The sequence below is a fragment of the Klebsiella sp. PK01 genome (assembly GCF_057624675.1).
Window position 1 is genome coordinate 13,314 of the sequence record NZ_JBYEZM010000006.1, and the last position, 20,663, is coordinate 33,976.

Below are 20,663 nucleotides of genomic sequence, written 5' to 3' on the forward strand. Positions count from 1 at the left end.
TCCGGGTAATGTTCGTCAAACTAGTCTAGAAACGGTGGCCCGCGGCCAGGGTTACCGCTTCTTCTCCCGCTTTGAACAACAGCGTCGGGTTCGGGCCGCCGAGCGTGGCGTGTCCGTCGCTGACCTGAATCCAGTTCCCCTCCGGCAGGCCAATCACCGTTAATTCCGGCGCCACGACTAACAATTCGCGAATACGTTGCTCGCGGGTCTCACCCTGATGCCCGGTCGGCAGCGCGTTGGTGAAGTGCGGGTTAATCTGCAGCGGGAACAGCCCTAACGCGTCAAACCCCTGAGGATCGACAATCGGCATATCGTTGGTGGTACGAATGGTCGGGCAGGCGAGGTTAGAACCCGCGCTCCAGCCGATATACAACGCCCCGCGTTTGACGACATCGACAATCGGCGCCAGCAGCCCGCGGCTGCGACACTCTTTCAGAAGCTGGAAAGTGTTCCCGCCGCCGACGATGACCATCTCGGTACTTTCAATGGCGGCGATAGGGTCGGCGACGCTGTGAATACCGGTCACGCTGACGCCCATCGGCGCCATGACTGCGGCGGCTTTGGCGGTGTAATCATCCCAGCTTTGCGTCACCCCGGCGAAGGGAATAAATACCGCCGAGTGGCGGCCTTTGACCTGGCCGGCAATCAGCGGCAGCGCATGTTCCATCCAGGCTTTGCCCGGTAGCGTTGAGTTACTCAGTAACAGCAGTTCCATCTTTTCATCCTGTGTAAGCATGTCATTTGACGCAGATTCTATCATTGGCCCGGCCTTGAGGCGCTGATATGGCTCACGGTGCAGGCAAGCTGAATGTTATTATCGGGGCCGAAAGCGCAGATGCTAACCACCCCGGAGACGACCTATGAACAATGAAATACCGCTGAAATATTATGACATCGTGGATGAGTACTCGACGGAGTGCGCGGAAGCGGTAAAAGAGTCCGAGCGCGATTGTCTGGCGCATTACTTCCAACTGCTGATTACGCGCTTAATGAATAATGAGGAGATCAGCGAGGAAGCGCAGCAGGAGATGGCCCGTGAAGCAGGCATTGCCGAACAGCGTATCGACGATATCGCCAATTTCCTCAATCAATGGGGTAATGAATAACGTCATCCCTGTTTTTTATCGCCAGTAAGGTGAGGTATATTTCGCTGTCAAAGGAGAAACTATGCTGACCGACTCATCTACTCGATTAAATAAATACATCAGCGAAAGCGGGATTTGCTCGCGTCGCGAAGCGGACCGCTTTATTGAACAAGGCAACGTCTTTATCAACGGTAAGCGCGCCGCCATTGGCGATCAGGTGAAGCCGGGCGATGTGGTGAAAGTCAACGGTCAGCTGATTGAGCCGCGAGAAGCCGATGATTTGGTGTTGATTGCGCTGAATAAGCCGGTGGGTATCGTCAGCACTACCGAAGATGGCGAGCGCGATAATATCGTCGACTTCGTGAACCACAGTAAACGCGTGTTCCCGATTGGCCGTCTCGATAAAGACTCTCAGGGGTTAATTTTCCTGACCAACCATGGCGATCTGGTGAACAAAATCCTGCGCGCCGGCAACGATCATGAAAAAGAGTATCTGGTCACCGTCGATAAGCCGGTTACCGATGAGTTTATTCGTGGAATGGGCGCGGGAGTGCCGATTCTCGGTACCGTGACCAAAAAATGTAAGGTCAAGAAAGAAGCGCCTTTCGTGTTCCGCATCACGCTGGTTCAGGGATTAAACCGCCAGATCCGTCGCATGTGCGAGCATTTCGGCTATGAAGTCATGAAGCTGGAGCGGACGCGCATTATGAACGTTAGCCTGACGGGCATTCCGCTGGGCGAGTGGCGCGATTTAACCGATGATGAGCTGATCGATCTTTTCAAGCTGATTGAAAACTCCTCTTCCGAAGCGAAGCCAAAAGCTAAACCGAAGGCCAAAGCGGCGACCGCCGGCATCAAGCGCCCGGTGGTGAAGATGGAAAAAACCAACGAGAAAGGCCGCCCGGCCTCGAACGGTAAACGTTTCGCTCAGCCGGGACGTAAAAAGAAAGGCCGCTAACGCCTGCCGCGGGTCGGCGTATTCGCCGACCACGAAAATGTCGCTTCTTTGTCTACTTTGTAAGCCTGCTGCTTTTTCACCTGGCGGGCTTTCTTCGCTTCCGCTTCGCGCAGCGCCATCAGCTTATCGATATATTCCTTTTTCACGCTGTTCGTTTCCGCATTGCTCAGCGGGCGGCCGTGCGCGATACGCGCGCGGTCCAGCAGCGTCTTCAATTCGCGCTGTTCGCGCTCGGTCATCTCTTTTTGTGTAATGCGGGGGAGTGCCATGGTGGTGCCCTCAATCAGACCAGAGAGTCCAGTGTACGGCAATCGGCGCAAAATAGAACTAATCCGGAAAATGCCTCGCAGAATATTTGCTGAGTGGGTGACCGATGACGTTGTCTGGATTAGCGTAGCAGCATGGTTTATGTGGTCATCCGCAAACTTATTTTTGCGCGATTTGTGTATAAAATTTTATACAAGGATGTGGTATGTTGAATCAGGGGCAAAGTTTACGAAGTATTGTCTGGATGGGGTCTTCCTTTGATGATTTGTGCCAATTTCCTGAGGAGGTCCGCCGGGATGCCGGTTTCCAGCTTTACCGTTTACAGGCGGGGTTAGAAGCTGCTGATTGGAAAGCGATGCCTCAGTTGGGGAGATGTGTGGAGGAAATACGGTTACGCCATTATTCCGGCGCTTATCGGGTGATTTACCTGGCTCGTTTTGAGGCAGAGGTTTACGTCCTGAACTGTTTTAACAAAAAAACTCGACGTACCGCCGAACATGAAAAACAAATTGTCAGAAGCCGTTTGCAGCTTATACCGCAGGAACACAGGAGTCGTAAATGAATCGTAAGACAGTGGATGGCATCCGTCACGTGACGACAGCAGAGACGAATATTTTCAGTGAACTCGGCTTTGATGACTGTGAAGCGGAGCGGTTAAGGACGCAAGCGGAACAAGAAGTCGAACAACTGATGCTCCTGAAGCGGCAACTCATGCAGGAAATTGCTGAGTGGATAGATGAAAATCAATTGAAGCAAGCGGATGCCGCAGCGAAGTTGAATATTTCACGCCCGCGTATTTCAGATGTGGTAAACCAGAAAACCAGTAAGTTTACCCTTGATGCATTGGTCATGATGTTAATGAAGTTAGGCAAGCCGGTGAGTTTACTGGTGGGATAAACCAAACGTCCGGGCATATGGCCCGGACGTATACCGATTAGCGCTGGTTGCCTTTTTTGGTCGTCGGCTTACCGGACCAGTAACCTGCCAGCAGCGAGCCGGAAAGGTTATGCCATACCGAGAACAGCGCGCCGGGCAGGGCGGCCAGCGGGCCGAAGTAGATTTTCCCGAGGGCCGCGGCGAGGCCAGAGTTCTGCATACCCACTTCGATCGCCAGGGTGCGGCAGGTGGATTCATCAAAACCGAACAGGCGCCCGCCCCAGTAGCCGCCGAGCAGGCCAATAGCGTTATGCAGGATCACCGCCACGATAACCACCAGCCCCACCGAAGCGATATGCGATGCGGAACCGGCGACCACGGCGCTGATAATTGCCAGGATGCACAGCATGGAGAAGGCGGGAAGGAAGGGTTCCACCGCCTTTACCACTTTTGGCAACAGGTGATGGACAATCAGACCGAGGCCGATTGGGATCACCACGATTTGCAGGATGCTTAGCAGCATGCCCATCACATCGACCTGAATGTGCGCATCAACGTACAGGCGCGTCAGCAGCGGCGTGGCGACCACGCCAACCAGTGTCGAAACGGAAGAGATGGTTACCGACAGTGCGACATCGCCTTTCGCCAGATAGATCATGACGTTGGAAGCGGTTCCGCTGGCAACGCTGCCGACCAGCACCATTCCGGCGGAGAGCTCTGGCGGCATGTGGAACAGCAGCGCCAGTACCCAGGCGGCGAGCGGCATCACCAGGTAATGCAGAAAAATTCCCGCTGCGACCGGCGCAGGTCGTGACAGCACGCGCTTGAAATCGTCCAGCTTCAAATGGACGCCCATGCCAAACATAATCAGCATCAGCAGCGTGGTGACCCACGGGCCGATAGGGGTAAAAGTGGTTGGCGTGTAATAAGCCAATACGGAGAGCAGCAGCGCCCATAACGGGAACAGCCGCGTAAGCGTGGCGAGCATAGTGTATTCCTTGCGACAGTGTTTGTTGTGTTGATGTTGTTATAAAAAAGCCGGGTTCGAGCCCGGCTATAGGTATTTTTTATCGCGCAAAAGAATATTATTCAAACAAATTATGATGCAGCTTCTGCACCACTTTCTCCGCGTCGTCGCCAGGCACCAGGAAGCACAGGTTGTGGCTGGAGGCGCCGTAGCAAATCATGCGGATATTGAACGGTTCCAGTACGCCGAATACCTCTTTACCGACGCCGCAGGCTTTCGATAATTCATTGCCGATCAGGGCGACCAGCGCCAGGTTTTCTTCCACTTCGACGCGGCACAGCGAAGAGAGCTCGGTCAGCAGCGCCTGGGTCAGCAGGGTATCGCCAGCGGAGGTTGAACCGGTGGTGTCCATGGTCAGCGCAATGCTCACTTCCGAAGTGGTGATCAGATCGACGGAAATATTATGCCGCGCCAGAATACCGAACACTTCGGCCAGGAAGCCGCGGGAGTGCAGCATATGCAGGCTGTGCAGGGTCAGCAGCGTTTGACGACGACGCAGCGCCAGCGCGCGGAACAGCGGTGGATTTTCGGTTTTATGACAGACCATCGTGCCGCCGGCTTTAGGTTCTTTGCTGGAGCCGACGAATACCGGGATATCGCTGCGTACGGCGGGCAGCAGGGTGGCCGGATGCAATACCTTGGCCCCGAACGTGGCCATCTCCGCGGCTTCAGCGAAAGCGATCACATCGATGCGCTTCGCCGCTGGCGCGACGCGCGGGTCGGTTGTGTAGATGCCAGGGACATCGGTCCAGATATCGACACGGCTGGCGTTTAAGGCCTCGCCGAGTAGCGCTGCGGTGTAATCGCTGCCGCCGCGGCCAAGGGTGGTGGTACGGCCTTTGGCTTCGCTGCCGATAAAGCCCTGGGTAATCACCAGGCCTTCTTCCAGGCGCGGCGCCAGTTGTTGTTGCGTCAGTTCCGCCAGCGCGGCGATATCCGGTTCGGCGCGGCCGAAACGATCGTTGGTACGCATCACTTTGCGTACGTCGAACCACTGCGCCGCGATACCGCGTTCGCGCAGGATCTCAACGAACAGTAAGGTGGACATCAGTTCGCCGTGGCTCACCAGTTCATCGGTCAAGGCTTCCGAGCTGGCCAGCGAGGCGGCTTCCGCCAGGGTCGTAATGTTTTCCAGCAGACGCTCGATCTCTTCGCGAATAACGTTGGGATAACGTAAACGCTCCAGAATATTGAACTGGATTTGGCGCATTTCATCGAGCTTAGCGAAGCGTTCGGTGGGTTCCAGCCCTGCCGCTAAAGCAACTAAGATATTGGTAACGCCAGCCGATGCGGATAACACCACTACGCGGGTATTCGCATCCAGCAGCGCGACGTCGACGCTACGGTTCATCGCGTCGAAATCGGCCACGCTGGTGCCGCCGAACTTAGCAACAACTAAATCTGTCATAACAACCTCGTGTCAGGGGGCCTGACTTATTAAAACGATTCCTGAACAACCGCTCCTGGTTCGGGCTGGAAATAACCGGAGCGCTACAAAATGTCTTAATAAGCCAGGCCAAATTAACTCAGCCATGGCACAAGGGAAGAGCGAAAAGTAGGGTGGGCGCAGAGCGATAAACAAACTACGATGTCACCCAGAAGTGCTCCACCTTGTAGACCCGTTCGCCGATGACGCGCATCGGTTCGCGAGTATGAAACGCCCGACTGCGAACGCTTCTGGTGACAACCCAGGGGATTCAGCCCCTGTGGCCGGCGACAGACTTAACCAGATGCCTGTGCGCCTCGGCGTTGCTCCCCCTCACGTATTTTCCCCGGACTGGTTCCTCCAATACGGTTACCTGGGCAACGCACCTCTTCTGGCAATTACTGACGTCTTTCACTATGCCTGGGGAGAGACTGGTCATTATACCCCCCAACGATACTCTTCGCTGTAGCGTGAAATGCGCGAGCAATACATACCTACGGTTCCGTAGGCAGTTCAGCTATATAAAGGCTTCCGGACGGGTATGTCAACGACAGGGTTATGCGGATTTTTCATGCATCGGCGGATAACAGAAAAATGCCTAATGATCGCTATAATATGGGGGCTCTTTACCCTATTTCTGACCCCCGTCAACGGCATAACACAAAAATCATCACAATTTTCCGCCGCTGAGGCTACAATCGACCGAAGTCACATTTTTCAAATCAGAAGAGTATTGCTAATGAAAAATATCAACCCAACGCAGACCGCTGCATGGCAGGCATTACAGAAACACTTCGATGAAATGAAAGACGTCACTATCAGCGAGCTTTTCGCCAAAGATAGCGATCGTTTCTCTAAATTCTCCGCCACTTTTGACGATCTGATGCTGGTGGATTTCTCCAAGAACCGCATCACTGAAGAGACACTGTCTAAGCTGCAGGATCTGGCGAAAGAGACCGATCTGGCCGGTGCTATCAAGTCGATGTTCTCCGGCGAAAAAATTAACCGTACCGAGGACCGCGCGGTACTGCACGTCGCGCTGCGCAACCGCAGCAATACGCCGATTGTGGTTGATGGCAAAGATGTGATGCCGGAAGTCAACGCGGTGCTGGAGAAGATGAAAGCCTTCTCTGAAGCAATTATCTCCGGTAGCTGGAAAGGCTATACCGGCAAACCGATCACCGACGTGGTGAACATCGGTATCGGCGGTTCAGACCTCGGCCCGTTCATGGTGACCGAAGCGCTGCGCCCGTATAAAAACCATCTCAACATGCACTTCGTTTCCAACGTAGACGGCACCCATATCGCCGAAGTGTTGAAAGCGGTGAATCCGGAAACCACGCTGTTCCTGGTGGCTTCCAAAACCTTCACTACTCAGGAAACCATGACCAACGCCCACAGCGCGCGTGACTGGTTCCTGGCGACCGCGGGTGACGAGAAACACGTAGCGAAACACTTCGCGGCGCTCTCCACCAACGGTAAAGCGGTTGGCGAGTTCGGTATCGATACGGCTAACATGTTTGAATTCTGGGACTGGGTTGGCGGTCGTTACTCCCTGTGGTCCGCCATCGGCCTGTCTATCATTCTGTCCGTTGGCTTCGATAACTTCGTCCAGCTGCTGTCCGGCGCCCACGCCATGGACAAACACTTCTCCACCACCCCGGCTGAGAAAAACCTGCCGGTACTGCTGGCGCTGATCGGTATCTGGTACAACAATTTCTTCGGCGCCGAAACCGAAGCGATTCTGCCGTACGATCAGTACATGCACCGCTTTGCCGCTTACTTCCAGCAGGGCAACATGGAATCCAACGGTAAGTACGTTGACCGTAACGGCAACGTCGTGGATTACCAGACTGGCCCAATCATCTGGGGCGAGCCGGGGACTAACGGTCAGCACGCGTTCTATCAGCTGATCCACCAGGGCACCAAAATGGTACCGTGCGATTTCATCGCGCCGGCTATCACCCATAACCCGCTGTCTGACCACCATCAGAAACTGCTGTCTAACTTCTTCGCCCAGACTGAAGCGCTGGCCTTTGGTAAATCCCGCGAAGTGGTTGAGCAGGAATATCGCGACCAGGGTAAAGACCCGGCTCAGCTTGAGCACGTGGTGCCGTTCAAAGTGTTCGAAGGCAACCGTCCGACCAACTCCATCCTGCTGCGTGAGATCACCCCGTTCAGCCTGGGCGCATTGATTGCGCTGTATGAGCACAAAATCTTCACCCAGGGCGCGATCCTCAATATCTTCACCTTCGATCAGTGGGGCGTTGAGCTGGGTAAACAGCTGGCTAACCGTATCCTGCCGGAACTGAAAGATGGCGCAGACGTTAGCAGCCACGACAGCTCTACCAACGGCCTGATTAACCGTTATAAAGCCTGGCGCGCGTAAGTGTTGCGCAATTAAGCCTGAATGCCGACCCTCGGGTCGGCATTTTTATTTATAGCCGCCGCAGCAGCCTCGCGGGATTGCCCGCCCAAACGCCTTTCTCGGTGATGGATTTTGTCACCACGCTCCCGGCGCCGATGACCACGCCATCGCAGATACTCACCGCCAGAATGGTGGCGCCGCTGCCGATAGACACGTCATTGCCGATTTCAATGCGCCCCCAACTGTCGCGGTCGGCATTCGGTTTGCCATCGCGGAACAAGTCGTTGGCGAACATCACGCCGTGGCCGATAAAACAACGTTGGCCGATGGTGACGTACTCGCAGATAAAACTGTGGGACTGGATTTTGCTGTCCGCGCCGATGCGCGTGTGCCCCTGAATCTCGACGAACGGCCCGACGAAGACGTTATTGCCGAGCTGGCAACCATAGAGGTTGGCGGGCTGGTATATGACCACGTTTTCGCCGCAGATGACGTTGCGAACGCCGGTATCGCGAAGCTCAGGCATAATTTCTCTCATATTGGTTTGGCCAGAATATGTAAGGTGCTTTGTTGGCTGGCGGAATGGAAAATGGTGTCTTTTACATGCTGCATTCCCTGGCGTTCGTAAAAACGACGCGCGCCAGGATTATCGGCAAGGACCTCAAGCCACAGCCACGCTTCACCATTTTCTTGTGCCAGAGCCTCTATGGCGCTAAACAGCCGCTCGCCGTAGCGGTGTCCGGTTTCGTCAGGCATGAGATAGAGCTTATGCAGCAATGTGCCGATACGTCCGTCGCCATCAATTCTCTGCTGGCAGCTGTATTTAGCAAAGCCAACGGGGTGCGCGGATTCGGCGATGAGCCAATGCTGTTCCGCCGCGGCAAGACTTTGACGCAGCGATTCCACGGAATACTCCTGCTGGAGAAATAATGCCAGCTCATCGGCGTTGCGCCAAAGGTGGGCGAAGTGGTGGCGATAGCTGGCATAGCCCATATTACTGAGCTGCGGCGCATCTTCTGGTACAGCCTTACGGATAGTTAACATACTGCGTTCCTCATTCAGATCTCATCGTATAGTGCCTGTAAAATGAGCAAGGAGGAACGGCGAAAAACGGTGGGGAAGGAGGCTGGAGGTTTCCCCCCAGCCGGGTGATTAACGAGCGAAGGCGATGGCTTCGATTTCGACACCGGCGTCTTTCGGCAGTCTGGCGACCTCTACGCAGGAACGCGCCGGAAAAGCGGCCTGATGTTCGGTAAAGAAGGCCTCATAGGCGGCGTTGATGGCGGCAAAATCCTGCAGGTCTTTGACAAACACCGTGGTTTTAACGATCTGCCCGACCGTGAGTCCGGCAGCTTCAACGATGGCTTTCACATTTTCCAGCGATTGCCGCGCCTGTTCGGCGATATCGCCTGGCATGGTGCCGTCCAGCGGATTAATCGGCAGCTGACCGGAGGTGATGGTCATCGCGCCGAGATTGACGCCCTGCACGTACGGGCCGATAGCGGCAGGCGCGTCAGCGGTGGTAATAATCATACGGTTTATCCTTCAAACGGTTACATAAAATAATTTAACAACACCAGCGAGCCGACGCCGCTCACTACCACCCATACCAGGCCTAAACGGAAGCTGGCGAGCGTGCAGATAATGGCGGCAATCACCTTCGGATTCTTTAAGTCAAACTCCATACTGGAATTCACGCTCAGGATCTGAATGGTGATTATGGCCGGCAGGACGGTGACCGGGACAAAGCGCAGCGTTTTGGTCACCCGCTCGGACATCTGGATTTTTCCGGCCAGGCCGATAAACGAAAATCGGATCAGAAAGGTCACGGCGGCCATCCCCAAAGTCAGGGCGATAAAGTAGCTATTATTCATGTTCCAGCGCCTCCACGAGCGGCATCCCGGATTTGGCTTTTGCTGCCTGTTTACGTTCTTCAGCCAGGTCGACGCACAGTCCGGCGAGCACGCCAAGCACTGACGCGACGACAATGCCCAGCGAGTAGGGCAGGATGACCAACAGCACGCCGGAGACGGCGGCCACCACGGCGGCGACGGTGCAGGCCTGGCTTTTTATTTGCGGCACCACGATAGCGATAAAAGCGGCGACCATGGCGAAATCCAGACCGTACTTTTCAATGTTCGGGAAGGAAGCGCCGACCAGCGCGCCGAGGAAATCCGCCAGTACCCAAATCGCCCAGAAGGTGATCATTGCCGAACCATAAAACAGATACTTATCCTGCTTATTGCCTTCCATCTCTTTGACGGTGGTGGCGTACACTTCGTCGGTCAGCGCGTAGGACATAAAGCATTTTTTAAAGAATGATGCTTCACGGACGGTACCGGAAATAGAGGCGCTGTACAGTACATGACGTAGATTAATTATTAATGTGGTGAATATAATAACCCCGAGCGTGGCGCCGGTTTTAAGCATATTTAATGCCAGCATTTGCGCCGAACCGGCAATAACAATCGCCGACCACGCCGTGCTCTGCCAGACGCTCATGCCCGCGCTAACGCTTAATGCGCCGACAATAAATGAAAATGGAAAGTCGCCGATGCACAGCGGCATAATAGCGCTGGCGCCGCGTAAGATGACTTTTTTATTCATCTGCTATACCTGCTAATTTATAAATAATAGTGTGGGGAGGGTAGGTTAATCAGGGCCTGAATGTTCAGGCCCGTTAAATATTGTTATTTAGCGACCATGATGCTGATAATTTCTTTATCGGTGAGGGTCATTGGTTTAATCACCAGGCGGCACAGGTTATTAATAGTCTGCTCGACATCAGCGCAGACAATACCGTCATTGGCGCCAGCGCAGCTATTTTGCATTGCCATCAGTACCGCCTTAAAGGCGCTGGATACCACAGATGAGACTTTCATCGCACAGCTATTAGAGGCGCCATCACAAATCATGCCGGTAATATCGCTGACCATATTAATAATCGCGGTATTAATGGTGTTGATGTCGCGAGTAAATAGCCAGGCCATCCCGGCGGCGGCGCCCATGGCGGCGGTTGAGGCCGCGCATAGCGCAGATAAGCGCGTATAACGAGAATGAATTGAGATGGCAGTGAGATGAGATAGAGACAAAGCGCGCGCCAGGGTCTCTTCATCGGCGCCGAGATGCTCAGCAACCACTACTACCGGCATGGTTGCCGTAATGCCCTGATTGCCTGAGCCGAAGTTAGACATTGCGACCACCGGCGCGCCGCCCATGCGGGCATCTGAAGCGGCGACGGTGTTGATGATCACCTTGCTTAACAGATCGTTGCTCATCAGGCCGTTTTTCACTGCGTCAGAAAAGGTACCGTTAATGTTCAGGCCATATTTTTTGGTTTTGCCTTCTGCCGCCAGCGCGGAGTTTAAGCGCGCGGCTTCGAGAATAAAGCGAATATCATTAAAGTCGACGCTATTAATAAAGTCGTAAGCCTGGTGTAGCGAAAAATTGGGCAGCGTTTCGTGCCGGGCGCTCGCATTCTGTTTTTCGCTTAGTGGCTGCGGCTGGTCATTAATATAAAGTTCGACCACGTTGGTGTGGGTTCCTTTTACCACGACACGACAGGTGTTTTCGCCATCAGAGAGAGTTAGATCCAGATGAATAAAGTCCGGGGTCTCTTTGACGGTAATATCAACGGCATGATTGGCGATCAGCTTCTGTGCCATTTCGACGTGTAGCGGGGTGATATCTTCCAGCGTTTTTAATCCCTTTTGCGGATCGCCGCCAAATGCGCCAATTGCGGCGGCCAGCGCTACTCCGCAAACGGTGGTACCGGGAATAGTAACACCCATTGCATTTTTATAGAGATTGGCGGAAATAAAACCGCTAATTCTGGTGCAAGGCTGATCCAGATATTGTGCGGCGTAGGCGGCAGCGAAGGAAATAGCGACGGGTTCAGTACAACCTAACGCCGGGGCAACTTCTTGTTTGAGCCATTTTACGTACAGGGAAGCGTTATCGGTGTTCATAATGATTTAATGTCCAAAATTGAATTTTATTCAGCTGCGATAATGCTAAGACAAAGGATGAGAAAAATCTTACCCTAATAGCCATATAAATAATGCGGATTAGAGAAAAATTTTATCTTGTGGCAGGTTTTAAGATATAACTGTTTCAAATGGTAAATTCTTTAAATTTCAGTTGTTTATTTGGTTTTGTCCTAAGCGTAACGGATGATTTAGTTAACTTGCTCACAGCATTGTAGGAAGTAAAATTTTCTCTTAGTTGCATTTACCGCGTTGAAGGACCGATGCTGCTCGCAAAGTGAAGTAGATCTGGATCACACTTTTGCGCTATACAGATCAATAACGTTCATGCATTTGAGGTGTCACTATGCCGTCGGTATATCGTCCGCTGGTTAATTTTGTTGCGAAGGCCATGCAGGCCGTGCTCAACCTGGCGCTATTGTGCCTGGGAATTATTCTGGTGGTGTTCCTGGGAAAGGAGACCCTGCATCTGGCGCACGTGCTGTTTACGCCGGAGCCGGTGAGTAAGTACAAGCTGGTCGAAGGGCTGGTGGTTTATTTTCTCTACTTCGAATTTATCGCGTTGATTGTGAAATACTTTGAGTCCGGTTTTCACTTCCCGCTGCGTTATTTCGTCTATATCGGCATTACCGCGATTGTACGGCTTATTATCGTCGACCATGAGTCGCCAATGGCGGTGCTGATTTACTCTGCGGCGATCCTTATCCTGGTGATTACCCTGTGGTTGTGTAATTCCAACCGCCTGAAACGGGAATAAAAAAAGCGGCCTCCAGGGCCGCTTGACCGACAATCACAAATGAAATTTATGTAGGGTCCAGTAGAGGATTGCAGTGGCATTTGCCCTACTTTTTCAGGGAGAGGTGGGCTGCCGTACCCGGTTGGGGTCGTGTACCACATCCCACCCTCGCTGAAATTTGGGGCGATAAAACAAGGGTCTAACATGATGAAACTTAACCTTTCACCCCGCCCGCCGTCAGGCCGTTGACCAACCAACGCTGAGCCAGCAGGAAGACGACGGTAATCGGAATCGCCGACAGTACCGCCGCCGCGGCGAAGTCACCCCACAGGTAGTTCTGCGGATTGAGATACTGCTGCATCCCCACCGCCAGGGTATAGCTGTTCACATCGCGTAGCAGCAACGAGGCCACCGGCACTTCGGTAATCGCGGCGATGAACGACAGAATAAACACGACCGCCAGAATCGGCACCGACAGCGGCAGCAGCACCAGGCGGAAGGCCTGCCACGGAGTGGCGCCATCCAGCGCGGCCGCTTCTTCCAGTGAACCATCGATAGTTTCGAAGTAGCCCTTAATCGTCCAGACGTGCAGCGCGATACCGCCCATATAGGCGAAGATCACCCCGCCGTGAGTGTTGAGGCCGACGAAAGGCAGATACTGACCGAGGCGGTCGAACAACGCATACAGCGCCACCAACGACAGTACCGCCGGGAACATCTGGAAAATCAACATCCCTTTGAGCAACGTCGCTTTACCCGGGAAGCGCATACGGGCGAAAGCGTAAGCGCAGGTGGTGGAGAGGGCGACGATGCCGATCGCAGTAATCCCGGCGACCTTAATTGAGTTCCACAGCCACAGCAGCACCGGGAACGGCGGCGGCGTTACCCGGCCATCGGCGTGTTCGACGCTGAAGCCTAATGCCAGACGCCAGTGCTCCCAGGAGATGGTATCCGGGATCAGGCTGCCGGTCGCGAAATTGCCTTCGCGCAGCGAGATTGCGATAACCATCAGCAGCGGGAACATAATCGCGGCGATAAAAATCAGTAACAGAAGATGCGTAGTGAAGAGACGCAGTTTTTGAGATTTAGGTTGGACCATAGCCATTATCGTTATCTCCCTTAATCAAACTTCATGCGCGTGGCTTTCAGATTCACAATCGCTAACGCCCCAACCAGCAGGAAGATAAGCGTGGCGATAGCCGCCGCCAGGCCGAAGTCCTGACCGCCGCCGCCTTCAAAGGCGATGCGATAGGTGTAGCTCACCAGCAGGTCGGTATAACCGGCCGGCGTGGTGGTGCCGAGACGGTCCGGGCCACCGTTGGTTAACAGTTGAATCAGCACGAAGTTGTTAAAGTTAAAGGCGAAGCTGGCGATCATCAGCGGCGTGAGCGGCTTGATCAGCAGCGGTAGCGTAATTTTAAAGAAGTTCTGGAACGGACCCGCGCCATCCATCGCCGACGCCTCGTACAGATCGTCCGGAATCGCCTTTAGCAGCCCCATGCACAGGATCATCATGTACGGGTAGCCCAGCCAGGTGTTGACGATGATGATCATCGTGCGCGCGGTGGTTGGGTCGCTAAACCAGGCCGGTTTAATGCCGAACAGCGCGCTCAGCATCATGTTGATTTCACCAAAGCTCTGGTTAAACAGCCCTTTGAAAATCAGGATTGAGATAAATGACGGCACCGCATACGGCAGAATCAACAGCACGCGGTAAATCGCTTTGCCCTTCAACGCTTCCCACTGCACCAGACAGGCCAGCACCATTCCCACGGCGACGGTCAAAATCACCGTCAGCACCGAGAAGACCACGGTCCAGACGAAAATGGCGAAGAACGGTTTCTGGATCCCTTCGTCCTGGAAAACGCGGGTGAAGTTATCCCAGCCGATGGTGACGGTATAACCCGGGCTCAGCTTTTCATTGCCCCAGCTGCCGTCAGCATTGATGGATTGATAAAAGCCGATGTTGTCGTTGGGGCGATATTTCACGCCGCTTTGGTTGTTAGTGAGCGTGCCGTCGTTGGCCAGCGCGTACAGCGGCTGGGTACCGGAGAACTGGCGCAGCGAACTCATAATCACTTTGCTTTCATCCGGCAGCACGGCGGTCAGTTGGTTCAGCGCGGCGCGGTTCTGGGTGATTACGCGTAAATTCGCGCGTTCGCCTTGCGGCAGGACATCGGCTTCTTTTAACGTCAGCTTCTGCTCGCCGCCGAATTTAAAGGCCTCGGAGAGATAATTTTTACCGCTTTCACCGTCCGTCAGCGCCAGCTGCCACTCGTCACCCGCCGGATAGAGTGAGAAGTTATAGGCTTTGCCGGCCTGGAAAGAACGGTCCATCAGCACCTGCTGGGCACGTTCGAAGGTGAGCTGGTTGGTGCTGCTGTAGTTGGTGAAGGCGATGGCAATAGTACAGATCAGCGGGAACAGAACAAACAGCCCCATCCCGGCGAGACCCGGATAAACATAGCGCCAGGCATAGGCCTTGCGATTGGAAAAGATATACAGGCCAACCGAGCTTAAAATCAGCGTCATGATGGCGAACAGGTACTCCCCCTGGGCGTACATTAAAACAACAAGGTAACCCACCAGCAGGCACAGCAAACCAATCACAGACCATGTGAGTTGCGGGCTTTGCCACCAGTGTTTCTTTTTAACGGCATCCATGGGGATCATCCTCTACAACGTTAAATATCTGTCGACAAAAGTGCCTGATGGCGCTGCGCTTATCCGGCCTACAAGGCGTGTAGGCCGGATAAGGCATTTATGCCGCCATCCGGCACGTGTGCGACGGTATTACTTGGTGATACGGCCCTGTGCATCCTTCAGCGCGGCATCGACGGTTTGGCGACCGCTTGCGGCGTTAATAACCGCGGTACGGACGGCATACCAGAATGCGGACATCTGCGGGATGTTCGGCATGATTTCGCCTTTCTGGGCGTTAGCCATGGTGGCGGCGATACGCGGGTCTTTCTCCAGCTTCTCCTGGAAGGATTTCAGCGCCACGGCGCCCAGCGGTTTATCGTTGTTCACCGACTCCAGACCCTGATCGGTCATCAGGTAGTTTTCGAGGAACTCTTTCGCCAGTTCTTTATTCGGGCTGGCGGCGTTAATCCCGGCGCTCAGGACGCCAACGAACGGTTTAGACGGTTTACCTTTGAAGGTTGGCAGCAGAGTGACGCCGTAGTTAACCTTGCTCTTGTCGATGTTCGACCACGCCCACGGACCGTTGATGGTCATCGCGGTTTCGCCTTTGTTGAAAGCCGCTTCCGCGATGGAGTAGTCGGTGTCGGCGTTCATGTGTTTATTCTTAATAAGGTCGACCAGGAAGGTCAGGCCGGCTTTCGCGCCGGCGCTATCAACGCCGACGTTTTTCACGTCGTATTTGCCGTTTTCAAACTTAAACGCGTATCCGCCATCGGCGGCAATCAGCGGCCAGGTGAAGTACGGTTCTTGCAGGTTGAACATCAGCGCGCTCTTACCCTTCGCCTTCAGCTCTTTATCCAGCGCCGGGATCTCTTCCCAGGTTTTCGGCGGGTTCGGGACCAGGTCTTTGTTATAAATCAGCGACAGGGCTTCAACCGCTACCGGGTATGCGATCAGCTTGCCGTTGTAGCGTACGGCGTCCCAGGTGAAGGGATAGAGTTTGTCCTGGAAGGCCTTATCCGGGGTGATTTCCGCCAGCAGGCCGGACTGCGCGTAGCCGCCAAAACGGTCATGCGCCCAGAAAATGATATCCGGGCCGTCGCCGGTGGCAGCAACCTGCGGGAATTTCTCTTCCAGCTTATCCGGATGTTCTACGGAAACTTTAATGCCGGTATCTTTTTCGAACTTTTTACCCACTTCAGCGAGGCCGTTATAGCCTTTATCGCCGTTAATCCAGATAACCAGCTTACCTTCTTCAATTTTTGCGAGGGCAGAGGCGGAAAACATCATCGTCGTCAATGCAGACAGCGCGAGGATGCGAGCGCCAGTTTTGATTTTCATATACCCGTCCTATTTGGTGATGTGCTCGTGGATACACTTGAGTGGTTTAACGCTGATGAGTTTCCTTTTTTAACAACCTCTTTCCATCCTCCCTATGTCTACGCCCCGCCCGCCGTTTATGTGATCCGCATTGCAGAAATGCCGGTAATGGGCCCTGGAGCACATAAAAAAGCCACCGTTTTTGTCGCTTCGATCACGAAATGACGTTGTGCCGGGAACTTCCGGCGGCGAGAGGCGGTTTCTCATCCTCCCGTCTCCTCCCCCATCAAAAACCCGGGGGGTGGAGGATTTGCCAACGTAATGAATGCCGCATAGTCAGCCCATCTTGAATGTGTCTTTAAGTGACAGGTTGTAACGAAGGGAGAAGGGCATGGCGAGCGTACAGCTACGAAATGTAACGAAAGCCTGGGGCGACGTGGTGGTATCTAAAGATATCAATCTCGAGATCCAGGATGGGGAGTTCGTCGTGTTTGTAGGACCGTCGGGCTGCGGCAAATCCACCCTGCTGCGTATGATCGCCGGACTGGAAACGGTCACCAGCGGCGATCTGTTTATTGGCGATACCCGAATGAACGATGTGCCGCCCGCCGAGCGCGGCATCGGCATGGTATTCCAGTCATATGCGCTCTATCCCCACCTTTCCGTTGCCGAAAATATGTCTTTTGGCCTGAAGCTGGCCGGGGCGAAAAAAGAGGTGATTAACCAGCGCGTAACTCAAGTCGCTGAGGTCTTACAGCTGGCGCACCTGCTGGAGCGTAAGCCGAAAGCGCTCTCCGGCGGCCAGCGTCAGCGCGTGGCCATCGGCCGTACCCTGGTCGCCGAGCCGCGGGTTTTCCTGCTTGATGAACCCCTGTCCAACCTCGATGCCGCGCTGCGCGTGCAGATGCGTATCGAAATCTCCCGTCTGCATAAGCGCCTCGGTCGCACGATGATTTACGTCACCCACGATCAGGTGGAAGCCATGACCCTGGCCGACAAAATCGTGGTGCTGGACGCCGGCCGCGTCGCGCAGGTCGGAAAACCGCTGGAACTTTATCACTATCCGGCAGACCGCTTTGTCGCGGGTTTTATCGGTTCGCCGAAGATGAACTTCCTGCCGGTCAAAGTCACCGCGACCGCCATCGAACAGGTACAAGTCGAACTACCGAACCACCAGCAGGTCTGGCTGCCGGTAGACAGCGCTCACGTTCAGGTCGGCGCCAATATGTCTTTGGGCATCCGCCCGGAACACCTGCTGCCGAGCGACATCGCCGATGTCACCCTTGAGGGCGAAGTGCAGGTGGTCGAACAGCTTGGTCACGAAACGCAAATTCATATCCAGATCCCCGCCATCCGTCAGAACCTGGTGTACCGCCAGAATGACGTGGTGTTGGTAGAAGAGGGAGCCACATTCGCCATCGGTTTGCCGCCGGAGCGCTGCCATTTATTCCGTGAGGATGGCACCGCTTGTCGTCGGTTGCATAAAGAGCCGGGCGTATAAGGTTCCCCATTAAAAGAAGACGCGAACCCAGCGTGCAGCCAACCATGCGGCGGCCGACGGGGAAGTGTTCAAAGAAAAGCAATGATCTCAGGAGATAGAATGATGATTACTCTGCGCAAACTTCCACTGGCGGTAGCCGTTGCGGCGGGCGTGATGTCTGCCCAGGCGCTGGCTGTCGATTTCCACGGTTACGCTCGTTCCGGTATTGGCTGGACCGGCAGCGGCGGCGAACAGCAGTGCTTCCAGGCCACCGGCGCTCAAAGTAAATACCGTCTCGGTAACGAATGTGAAACTTACGCTGAACTGAAACTGGGCCAGGAAGTGTGGAAAGAGGGCGATAAGAGCTTCTACTTCGATACCAACGTTGCCTACTCGGTATCGCAGCAGAACGACTGGGAATCTACCAGCCCGGCCTTCCGTGAAGTTAACGTGCAGGGTAAAAACCTGATCGACTGGCTGCCGGGTTCAACCCTGTGGGCCGGTAAGCGCTTCTATCAGCGTCATGACGTTCACATGATCGACTTCTACTACTGGGATATTTCCGGTCCTGGCGCCGGTATCGAAAACATCGATCTGGGCTTCGGTAAACTCTCTCTGGCCGCCACTCGTTCTTCTGAATCCGGCGGCTCGGCAACCTATGCTGACCGCGATCCGCTGACTGGCGAACGCGTTTACGATCATCTGGTACCGAACGACGTCTTCGACGTGCGTTTAGCGCAGATGGAAACCAACCCGGGCGGTACGCTGGAGCTGGGCGTGGACTATGGTCACACCAACGTGCCGGATGACTATTACCTGCAGCCGGATGCATCGAAAGATGGCTGGATGTTCACCGCTGAACATACCCAGAGCATCCTGAAAGGCTACAACAAATTTGTTCTGCAGTACGCGACCGATGCCATGACCTCCAACGGTAAAGGCGTACCGCAGGGCGGCAGCATTAATAACGATGGTTCCATGTGGCGTGTGCTTGACCACGGCGCGGTCTCTCTGGCGGACGATTGGGACATGATGTACGTCGCCATGTACCAGGACGTCAACCTGGACAACAACAACGGTACCAAATGGTGGACCGTCGGCGTACGTCCTATGTACAAATGGACGCCGATCATGAGCACCCTGCTGGAAGTCGGCTACGACAACGTCAAATCGCAGAAAACCGGCGACAGCAACAACCAGTACAAAATCACCCTGGCGCAACAGTGGCAGGCGGGCGACAGCATCTGGTCCCGTCCGGCAATTCGTCTGTTCGCCACCTACGCGAAGTGGGATGAGAAGTGGGGTTACACCGATAGCGGCGTCGCCATGCGCGATACCTCTGGTACCGGTATCAACACTTCCAGCCGCGGCGACGACGATGAGTGGACCTTCGGCGCCCAGATGGAAATCTGGTGGTAATGCTATCCGCATCATGATGAGTAAAAGAGGGGCATCAGCCCCTCTATTTTCGGCCCAGCGCGCTATTGCCTGGCTAACGCTCGGCCATAGGAATTGAGGTGATAACAATGAATATGAAGAAAAGTCTCGTTGCCCTCTGCCTGTCCGCCGGCCTGCTGGCCAGCGTACCCGCAGTCAGTTTTGCTGATGTCAATTTCGTGCCGCAGAATACCTCTGCCGCGCCGTCCATCCCGGCCTCCTCGCTGCAGCAGTTGACCTGGACGCCGGTCGATCAATCGAAAACCCAAACCTCTAAAGTGGCGATCGCCGGCCAAACGTTGAATGTTCCCGGTATCGCCGGGCCGGTGGTGGCCTATAGCGTACCGGCCAATATCGGCGAGTTAACCCTGACGCTGACCAGCGAGGTCGACAAACAGACCAGCGTCTATGCGCCAAACGTGCTGATCCTCGATCAGAGCATGACGCCGTCCGCCTTCTTCCCGAGCAGCTATTTCACTTATCTGGAGCCGGGCGTGATGAGCGCCGACCGCCTGGAAGGGGTAATGCGCCTGACGCCGGCGCTGGGACAGCAGAAAATTTATGTGCTGGTGTTTACCACTCCGCAGGATCTGCAGCAGACCACCAAATTAATCGACCCGGCGAAAGCCTACGCGAAAGGCACCGGTAACGCGGTGCCGGACATTCCGGATCCGATCGCTAAACATACCACTGACGGCACCTTGAGCCTGAAGGTGAAAACGTCTTCGAGTTCCAGCGTGCTGGTGGGCCCGCTGTTTGGATCTTCCGGCCCGGGCCCGGTGACCGTCGGCAATACCGCGGCGCCGGTCTATAACGCCCCGGCCGCTGCGCCTGTTGTCGCGCCGGTCGCTGCCGCCCCTGCGGCGAAAAGCGAACCGATGCTTGACGATACCGAAACCTACTTCAACAACGGTATCAAGAAAGCGGTTAAACAAGGCGATATCGATAAAGCCCTTAAATTGATGAACGAAGCTGAACGTCTCGGCTCGAAATCTGCTCGTTCCACCTTTATCAGCAGTGTAAAAGGCAAGGGGTGACCGTCTCCCCACAATGC

Annotated in this window: 23 protein-coding genes and 1 riboswitch; of the genes, 10 read left to right on the forward strand and 13 right to left on the reverse strand. The window is 54.6% G+C overall.

Translation table 11 applies throughout. The annotated features are described in order from the left end of the window. Positions 1-25: 25 nt before the first annotated feature. Positions 26-715 carry a dipeptidase PepE gene (gene pepE, locus AC22LX_RS18855; RefSeq protein ID WP_045396835.1) on the reverse strand — a complete coding sequence of 230 codons (690 nt, stop codon included), beginning with the start codon at positions 713-715 and terminating at the stop codon, positions 26-28. A 145-nt stretch (positions 716-860) separates the two neighbouring features. On the opposite strand from pepE, the gene AC22LX_RS18860 reads away from it, so the two are divergent. Next, positions 861-1,106 carry a YmjA family protein gene (locus AC22LX_RS18860; RefSeq protein ID WP_020079884.1) on the forward strand — a complete coding sequence of 82 codons (246 nt, stop codon included), beginning with the start codon at positions 861-863 and terminating at the stop codon, positions 1,104-1,106. 61 nt (positions 1,107-1,167) lie between these two features. Continuing rightward, positions 1,168-2,043 (forward strand): 23S rRNA pseudouridine(2604) synthase RluF, encoded by an 876-nt coding sequence (rluF, locus tag AC22LX_RS18865; RefSeq protein WP_045396831.1) that lies wholly within the window; start codon positions 1,168-1,170, stop codon positions 2,041-2,043. Here the strand turns inward: rluF and AC22LX_RS18870 are convergent. Continuing rightward, positions 2,040-2,312, reverse strand: a complete 273-nt coding sequence (locus AC22LX_RS18870; RefSeq protein ID WP_045396828.1) for a YjbD family protein — start codon at positions 2,310-2,312, stop codon at positions 2,040-2,042. The two genes, rluF and AC22LX_RS18870, sit on opposite strands and share 4 nt — an antisense overlap. Positions 2,313-2,515: 203 nt before the next feature. Between AC22LX_RS18870 and AC22LX_RS18875 the strand changes: the two genes are divergently transcribed. Together AC22LX_RS18875 and AC22LX_RS18880 are read left to right on the forward strand one after the other, a co-directional pair. Continuing rightward, positions 2,516-2,872, forward strand: coding sequence for a type II toxin-antitoxin system RelE/ParE family toxin (locus tag AC22LX_RS18875; RefSeq protein WP_487334140.1), 357 nt, complete (start codon positions 2,516-2,518; stop codon positions 2,870-2,872). Beyond that, positions 2,869-3,207 carry a helix-turn-helix domain-containing protein gene (locus AC22LX_RS18880; RefSeq protein WP_045396820.1) on the forward strand — a complete coding sequence of 113 codons (339 nt, stop codon included), beginning with the start codon at positions 2,869-2,871 and terminating at the stop codon, positions 3,205-3,207. The genes AC22LX_RS18875 and AC22LX_RS18880 overlap by 4 nt, the downstream gene beginning before the upstream one ends. Positions 3,208-3,244: 37 nt before the next feature. Here the strand turns inward: AC22LX_RS18880 and panS are convergent, their stop codons facing one another. Continuing rightward, positions 3,245-4,174, reverse strand: a complete 930-nt coding sequence (panS, locus tag AC22LX_RS18885; RefSeq protein WP_015368789.1) for a ketopantoate/pantoate/pantothenate transporter PanS — start codon at positions 4,172-4,174, stop codon at positions 3,245-3,247. Between the two features lie 97 nt (positions 4,175-4,271). Further along, the gene (gene lysC / locus AC22LX_RS18890; RefSeq protein ID WP_032709596.1) at positions 4,272-5,621 is read right to left on the reverse strand and encodes a lysine-sensitive aspartokinase 3; all 1,350 of its coding nucleotides are present in this window, start codon (positions 5,619-5,621) and stop codon (positions 4,272-4,274) included. 183 nt (positions 5,622-5,804) lie between these two features. Next, a riboswitch (Lysine riboswitch) is annotated at positions 5,805-6,038 on the reverse strand. A gap of 340 nt (positions 6,039-6,378) precedes the next feature. Between lysC and pgi the strand changes: the two genes are divergently transcribed. Continuing rightward, positions 6,379-8,028 (forward strand): glucose-6-phosphate isomerase, encoded by a 1,650-nt coding sequence (gene pgi / locus AC22LX_RS18895; protein ID WP_020079879.1) that lies wholly within the window; start codon positions 6,379-6,381, stop codon positions 8,026-8,028. A 49-nt stretch (positions 8,029-8,077) separates the two neighbouring features. Here pgi and AC22LX_RS18900 read toward each other — a convergent pair whose 3' ends face one another. The 6 genes from AC22LX_RS18900 to AC22LX_RS18925 all read right to left on the reverse strand — a co-directional run bounded on the left by AC22LX_RS18900 (position 8,078) and on the right by AC22LX_RS18925 (position 11,975). Beyond that, positions 8,078-8,533 (reverse strand): acyltransferase, encoded by a 456-nt coding sequence (locus AC22LX_RS18900; protein WP_045396852.1) that lies wholly within the window; start codon positions 8,531-8,533, stop codon positions 8,078-8,080. 8 nt (positions 8,534-8,541) lie between these two features. Continuing rightward, positions 8,542-9,051 (reverse strand): GNAT family N-acetyltransferase, encoded by a 510-nt coding sequence (locus AC22LX_RS18905; RefSeq protein WP_045396813.1) that lies wholly within the window; start codon positions 9,049-9,051, stop codon positions 8,542-8,544. A gap of 108 nt (positions 9,052-9,159) precedes the next feature. Then, positions 9,160-9,540: a RidA family protein gene (locus AC22LX_RS18910; protein WP_045396811.1), complete on the reverse strand. Its 381-nt coding sequence runs from the start codon at positions 9,538-9,540 to the stop codon at positions 9,160-9,162. Between the two features lie 20 nt (positions 9,541-9,560). Next, a complete protein-coding gene (locus tag AC22LX_RS18915; RefSeq protein ID WP_015368778.1) occupies positions 9,561-9,881 on the reverse strand; it encodes an AzlD domain-containing protein in 321 nt (106 codons plus the stop codon). Continuing rightward, a complete protein-coding gene (locus AC22LX_RS18920; RefSeq protein WP_045396808.1) occupies positions 9,874-10,614 on the reverse strand; it encodes an AzlC family ABC transporter permease in 741 nt (246 codons plus the stop codon). The genes AC22LX_RS18915 and AC22LX_RS18920 overlap by 8 nt, the downstream gene beginning before the upstream one ends. Before the next feature lie 83 nt (positions 10,615-10,697). Beyond that, the gene (locus tag AC22LX_RS18925; protein ID WP_045396804.1) at positions 10,698-11,975 is read right to left on the reverse strand and encodes an L-cysteine desulfidase family protein; all 1,278 of its coding nucleotides are present in this window, start codon (positions 11,973-11,975) and stop codon (positions 10,698-10,700) included. Positions 11,976-12,339: 364 nt separating this feature from the next. Here AC22LX_RS18925 and psiE point away from each other — a divergent pair, with 364 nt between their 5' ends. Continuing rightward, a complete protein-coding gene (gene psiE / locus AC22LX_RS18930) occupies positions 12,340-12,750 on the forward strand; it encodes a phosphate-starvation-inducible protein PsiE (protein WP_015368775.1) in 411 nt (136 codons plus the stop codon). Between the two features lie 193 nt (positions 12,751-12,943). Here the strand turns inward: psiE and malG are convergent, their stop codons facing one another. From malG to malE, 3 genes are all read right to left on the reverse strand, one after another. Next, positions 12,944-13,834 (reverse strand): maltose ABC transporter permease MalG, encoded by an 891-nt coding sequence (malG, locus tag AC22LX_RS18935; RefSeq protein ID WP_015368774.1) that lies wholly within the window; start codon positions 13,832-13,834, stop codon positions 12,944-12,946. A 14-nt stretch (positions 13,835-13,848) separates the two neighbouring features. Further along, a complete protein-coding gene (gene malF, locus AC22LX_RS18940; protein WP_045396803.1) occupies positions 13,849-15,393 on the reverse strand; it encodes a maltose ABC transporter permease MalF in 1,545 nt (514 codons plus the stop codon). Positions 15,394-15,522: 129 nt separating this feature from the next. Further along, positions 15,523-16,713: a maltose/maltodextrin ABC transporter substrate-binding protein MalE gene (malE, locus tag AC22LX_RS18945; protein ID WP_045396799.1), complete on the reverse strand. Its 1,191-nt coding sequence runs from the start codon at positions 16,711-16,713 to the stop codon at positions 15,523-15,525. A gap of 27 nt (positions 16,714-16,740) precedes the next feature. On the opposite strand from malE, the gene AC22LX_RS18950 reads away from it, so the two are divergent. The 4 genes from AC22LX_RS18950 to malM all read left to right on the forward strand — a co-directional run bounded on the left by AC22LX_RS18950 (position 16,741) and on the right by malM (position 20,646). Then, positions 16,741-16,917, forward strand: coding sequence for a hypothetical protein (locus AC22LX_RS18950; protein ID WP_015368771.1), 177 nt, complete (start codon positions 16,741-16,743; stop codon positions 16,915-16,917). Between the two features lie 166 nt (positions 16,918-17,083). Next, positions 17,084-18,193 carry a maltose/maltodextrin ABC transporter ATP-binding protein MalK gene (gene malK / locus AC22LX_RS18955; RefSeq protein ID WP_045389498.1) on the forward strand — a complete coding sequence of 370 codons (1,110 nt, stop codon included), beginning with the start codon at positions 17,084-17,086 and terminating at the stop codon, positions 18,191-18,193. A gap of 99 nt (positions 18,194-18,292) precedes the next feature. After that, the gene (locus tag AC22LX_RS18960) at positions 18,293-19,591 is read left to right on the forward strand and encodes a maltoporin (RefSeq protein ID WP_015704036.1); all 1,299 of its coding nucleotides are present in this window, start codon (positions 18,293-18,295) and stop codon (positions 19,589-19,591) included. A gap of 107 nt (positions 19,592-19,698) precedes the next feature. Further along, a complete protein-coding gene (gene malM, locus AC22LX_RS18965; protein WP_045396796.1) occupies positions 19,699-20,646 on the forward strand; it encodes a maltose operon protein MalM in 948 nt (315 codons plus the stop codon). Positions 20,647-20,663 lie beyond the last annotated feature (17 nt).

Coding starts and splice junctions, on each gene's coding strand:
- pepE (WP_045396835.1), bottom strand. CDS start 715: ATGGAACTGCTGTTACTGAGTAACTCAACGCTACCGGGCAAAGCCTGG.
- AC22LX_RS18860 (WP_020079884.1), top strand. CDS start 861: ATGAACAATGAAATACCGCTGAAATATTATGACATCGTGGATGAGTAC.
- rluF (WP_045396831.1), top strand. CDS start 1,168: ATGCTGACCGACTCATCTACTCGATTAAATAAATACATCAGCGAAAGC.
- AC22LX_RS18870 (WP_045396828.1), bottom strand. CDS start 2,312: ATGGCACTCCCCCGCATTACACAAAAAGAGATGACCGAGCGCGAACAG.
- AC22LX_RS18875 (WP_487334140.1), top strand. CDS start 2,516: ATGTTGAATCAGGGGCAAAGTTTACGAAGTATTGTCTGGATGGGGTCT.
- AC22LX_RS18880 (WP_045396820.1), top strand. CDS start 2,869: ATGAATCGTAAGACAGTGGATGGCATCCGTCACGTGACGACAGCAGAG.
- panS (WP_015368789.1), bottom strand. CDS start 4,174: ATGCTCGCCACGCTTACGCGGCTGTTCCCGTTATGGGCGCTGCTGCTC.
- lysC (WP_032709596.1), bottom strand. CDS start 5,621: ATGACAGATTTAGTTGTTGCTAAGTTCGGCGGCACCAGCGTGGCCGAT.
- pgi (WP_020079879.1), top strand. CDS start 6,379: ATGAAAAATATCAACCCAACGCAGACCGCTGCATGGCAGGCATTACAG.
- AC22LX_RS18900 (WP_045396852.1), bottom strand. CDS start 8,533: ATGCCTGAGCTTCGCGATACCGGCGTTCGCAACGTCATCTGCGGCGAA.
- AC22LX_RS18905 (WP_045396813.1), bottom strand. CDS start 9,051: ATGTTAACTATCCGTAAGGCTGTACCAGAAGATGCGCCGCAGCTCAGT.
- AC22LX_RS18910 (WP_045396811.1), bottom strand. CDS start 9,540: ATGATTATTACCACCGCTGACGCGCCTGCCGCTATCGGCCCGTACGTG.
- AC22LX_RS18915 (WP_015368778.1), bottom strand. CDS start 9,881: ATGAATAATAGCTACTTTATCGCCCTGACTTTGGGGATGGCCGCCGTG.
- AC22LX_RS18920 (WP_045396808.1), bottom strand. CDS start 10,614: ATGAATAAAAAAGTCATCTTACGCGGCGCCAGCGCTATTATGCCGCTG.
- AC22LX_RS18925 (WP_045396804.1), bottom strand. CDS start 11,975: ATGAACACCGATAACGCTTCCCTGTACGTAAAATGGCTCAAACAAGAA.
- psiE (WP_015368775.1), top strand. CDS start 12,340: ATGCCGTCGGTATATCGTCCGCTGGTTAATTTTGTTGCGAAGGCCATG.
- malG (WP_015368774.1), bottom strand. CDS start 13,834: ATGGCTATGGTCCAACCTAAATCTCAAAAACTGCGTCTCTTCACTACG.
- malF (WP_045396803.1), bottom strand. CDS start 15,393: ATGGATGCCGTTAAAAAGAAACACTGGTGGCAAAGCCCGCAACTCACA.
- malE (WP_045396799.1), bottom strand. CDS start 16,713: ATGAAAATCAAAACTGGCGCTCGCATCCTCGCGCTGTCTGCATTGACG.
- malK (WP_045389498.1), top strand. CDS start 17,084: ATGGCGAGCGTACAGCTACGAAATGTAACGAAAGCCTGGGGCGACGTG.
- AC22LX_RS18960 (WP_015704036.1), top strand. CDS start 18,293: ATGATGATTACTCTGCGCAAACTTCCACTGGCGGTAGCCGTTGCGGCG.
- malM (WP_045396796.1), top strand. CDS start 19,699: ATGAATATGAAGAAAAGTCTCGTTGCCCTCTGCCTGTCCGCCGGCCTG.